Source organism: Kocuria dechangensis, from assembly GCF_014636775.1.
Lineage (GTDB): Bacteria > Actinomycetota > Actinomycetes > Actinomycetales > Micrococcaceae > Kocuria > Kocuria dechangensis.
In genome coordinates, this window is record NZ_BMEQ01000065.1 from 1 (window position 1) to 2,614 (window position 2,614).

Sequence of the window (2,614 nt, forward strand, 5' to 3'; positions counted from 1 at the left end):
CTTCCACGGCACCGTCGCCGGGCACCTGCTCCAACAGCAGGCCTACTCCGTGATCGCCCCGACCGCCGGTTCCCTGCGCTGGGAGATCAACGACCGCCCCGGCACGGGCCCGGACCTGTTCCTGCTCCAGCCCGGGCAGCACTACTACGGGGAATCCGAGGGCCTGGGCGTGAACTCGGCCAACCTCGGCGCCGACGCCCTGGGACAGATCGCCCGCACCGTCTACGGCGACGAGCGGCTCATGCTCGGCTTCGGTGCACCGCACCCGGTCTCGGCACAGCTGGCCGACTACTGGCAGGCCACCTACCGGTTCGTCCACGACACCCTCACCGACCCGGCCACCGCCGACATCGCCCTGCTGCGGGCCGATGTGCTGCGCCGGCTGGCGGTGGCCACCCTGGAGGCCTTCCCCCTGACCGGGGACCCCCACGCCCGCCGGGAGACGGTGGCGGCCCGGCAGGGCGCCTACACGGCGGCGGTGGAGTTCATCCACGCCGCCGTGTCACTGCCGATCACCCTCGAGGACGTCGCCCGCCACGCCGGGGTGTCCACCATCGAGCTCGTCCGGGTCTTCCGCGCCCACGCCGGCATCACCCCGGGCGCCTACCTGCGCGGGGTGCGCATGGCCGCCGCCCACCAGGACCTGGTGGCCGCGGACCCCACCGCCGGGGACACGGTCGGGGCGATCGCCGCCCGCTGGGGCTTTCCCCACCCCGGGGACTTCGCCCGCCGCCACCGGGCCGCCTACGGCGTTCCCCCCTCCCACACCCTGGGTCACTAGACCAGCCTGGGGTCAGAAGGATCGTGCGGAGCCCCGGTCGCAGAGGATCGGCACCACCGTGCGCCGGCCCGTCGAGCCCCTCGTGCGCCGACCCGCCGAACCCCTCGTGCGCTGACCCTTGTGGTGGCGCCTCACACGGTCCGCTGAAGCTCTTTCGTGGCACGGTGCGCGTCATGGAGGGCCGAGCTATGGCCCGGGCACTTGGGGCTGGCTAGCGTGGTCCCCGTCACGCCGAAGGTGGCACGCGGTGTGATCGTCCGATTCCGGCGCCGCCACCGTGGTGGTGCGTCCGTAAGGAGAGCGTCATGCCTGCAGGTCAGGGAAAGAACATCCGCCGGGTCACCAACGTCGATGTGATCCGCAGCAAGCCCGGTGAGGGCCAGGAAGGCTCCTACACCTTCGAGCCCACCCTGGACGAGGGAGTGGAGGAGTACCTGCTCACCGTCCCGGCCGGTGAGGCCTCCACCGTGGCCCGGCTGATCCAGCACGCCAAGTCCATGCAGCTGGACAAGAACACCGAGGACCTGATCTTCGAACACTACGGCGACTGACCCGACACCGCCCCGCAGGGGTTGCCGGCGTGGCCCCACCATCCACCCTCACCCCATGACCGGCTCTACAGGTCAGGATTCGAAGAACAGGAAGGCCACCGTGCCGATCAACGTCACCGACTACGCCCACGTCCGCCTCACCGTCACGGACATCGACCGCTCCCGCGCCTTCTACGACGCCGTGTTCGGCTTCGAGACGGCCTTCGAGACTCCTCCCGCCGACGCTGACCAGGCGACGAAGGACCAGCTGGGCTTCCTCTTCGGCGGCGTCATCTACCGCTTCCCCGGGGGCCTGCTGGGGTTGCGACCGGTGGCATCGGCCCCGGACCGGCACGACGAGGACCGGGTCGGGCTCGACCACCTGAGCTTCACCGTGGCCTCCCGGGCCGACCTCGACGACGCGGTCGCCGTGCTGGACGGCCTGGGGATCCCCCACGAGCCGATCAAGGACATCGGCGCCGGCCACATCCTGGAGTTCCGCGACCCGGACAACATCGCCCTGGAACTGCACGCCCCCGCCTAGATCCACGGCTGCGGAAGCTCCCGGACGCGGCGGCAAAGAGTGGCCCGGGACATCTCCAGGTCACGTGCCCCTTGGGTGGCCGGCCCCCCGCCTCGATCAGCCGTAGCGCCTTGCGCTGCATCAAGCCCTGCACTTGTCCCGCTCCTGGCGGGCACTGCTCGACCACACACCCAGCAGCTGCTCACCAGCTGACCCCAGCGGCAACGCGACGAGCCCGGACGCGGTGATGCCCGGTCGGCACGGGGTAGCCGTGCCGACCGGGCATCACGAATTGTCCTGGGGCACCACACACCCCACCGGAGGCCTCCCTGACGGACAAGTACAGGTCCATAGGCAGGAATCTGCGCTCGTCTCAGGCGGGCGGGGCGTGGTGCAGGCGGTGGTCCTGGGCGGGGATCAGTTTCGGGATCCCGGTGGCGTCCTCGAGGATCCACAGCACCCCCAGGTGGGGTGCCGCCTGGCTCACGGTGCCGGCATGGCGCAGGTGGTCCTGGTCCCAGACCTCGATCCGGTCCCCGGGATGCACCAGGGTCAGGTCATGGATCCGATTATTGGTGGCAGTCATGGCATGTCCTGTTCGAGGCGGGCGTGGGGTGTTGGCCGGCCGGGCCGAGGGTGAACGTCCCGGTGGCGGTGTGCTCATCAGGGGTGCTCCCCGGTGAGCGCCGGCTTCCTGCCCCGGCAGAACGGGGGCTGCCCGGCAGGTGCCACGGAGGCACCTGCCGGGCAGCACCCGGGGTGCTCAGGCGCTGTGGTGCT

General features: G+C 70.9%; 4 protein-coding genes. 3 read left to right on the forward strand and 1 reads right to left on the reverse strand.

Annotated elements, in window-relative coordinates:
* The 3 genes from IEW07_RS20610 to IEW07_RS20620 all read left to right on the forward strand — a co-directional run.
* Positions 1-781 (forward strand): helix-turn-helix transcriptional regulator (locus tag IEW07_RS20610; RefSeq protein ID WP_188540652.1); only part of this gene is annotated, 781 nt, incomplete at its 5' end.
* Between the two features lie 305 nt (positions 782-1,086).
* Positions 1,087-1,332 carry a hypothetical protein gene (locus tag IEW07_RS20615; protein ID WP_188540654.1) on the forward strand — a complete coding sequence of 82 codons (246 nt, stop codon included), beginning with the start codon at positions 1,087-1,089 and terminating at the stop codon, positions 1,330-1,332.
* Between the two features lie 55 nt (positions 1,333-1,387).
* The gene (locus IEW07_RS20620) at positions 1,388-1,855 is read left to right on the forward strand and encodes a VOC family protein (RefSeq protein ID WP_188540655.1); all 468 of its coding nucleotides are present in this window, start codon (positions 1,388-1,390) and stop codon (positions 1,853-1,855) included.
* Positions 1,856-2,207: 352 nt separating this feature from the next.
* Here IEW07_RS20620 and IEW07_RS20625 read toward each other — a convergent pair whose 3' ends face one another.
* Positions 2,208-2,420 carry a hypothetical protein gene (locus IEW07_RS20625; RefSeq protein ID WP_188540657.1) on the reverse strand — a complete coding sequence of 71 codons (213 nt, stop codon included), beginning with the start codon at positions 2,418-2,420 and terminating at the stop codon, positions 2,208-2,210.
* Positions 2,421-2,614: the final 194 nt, after the last annotated feature.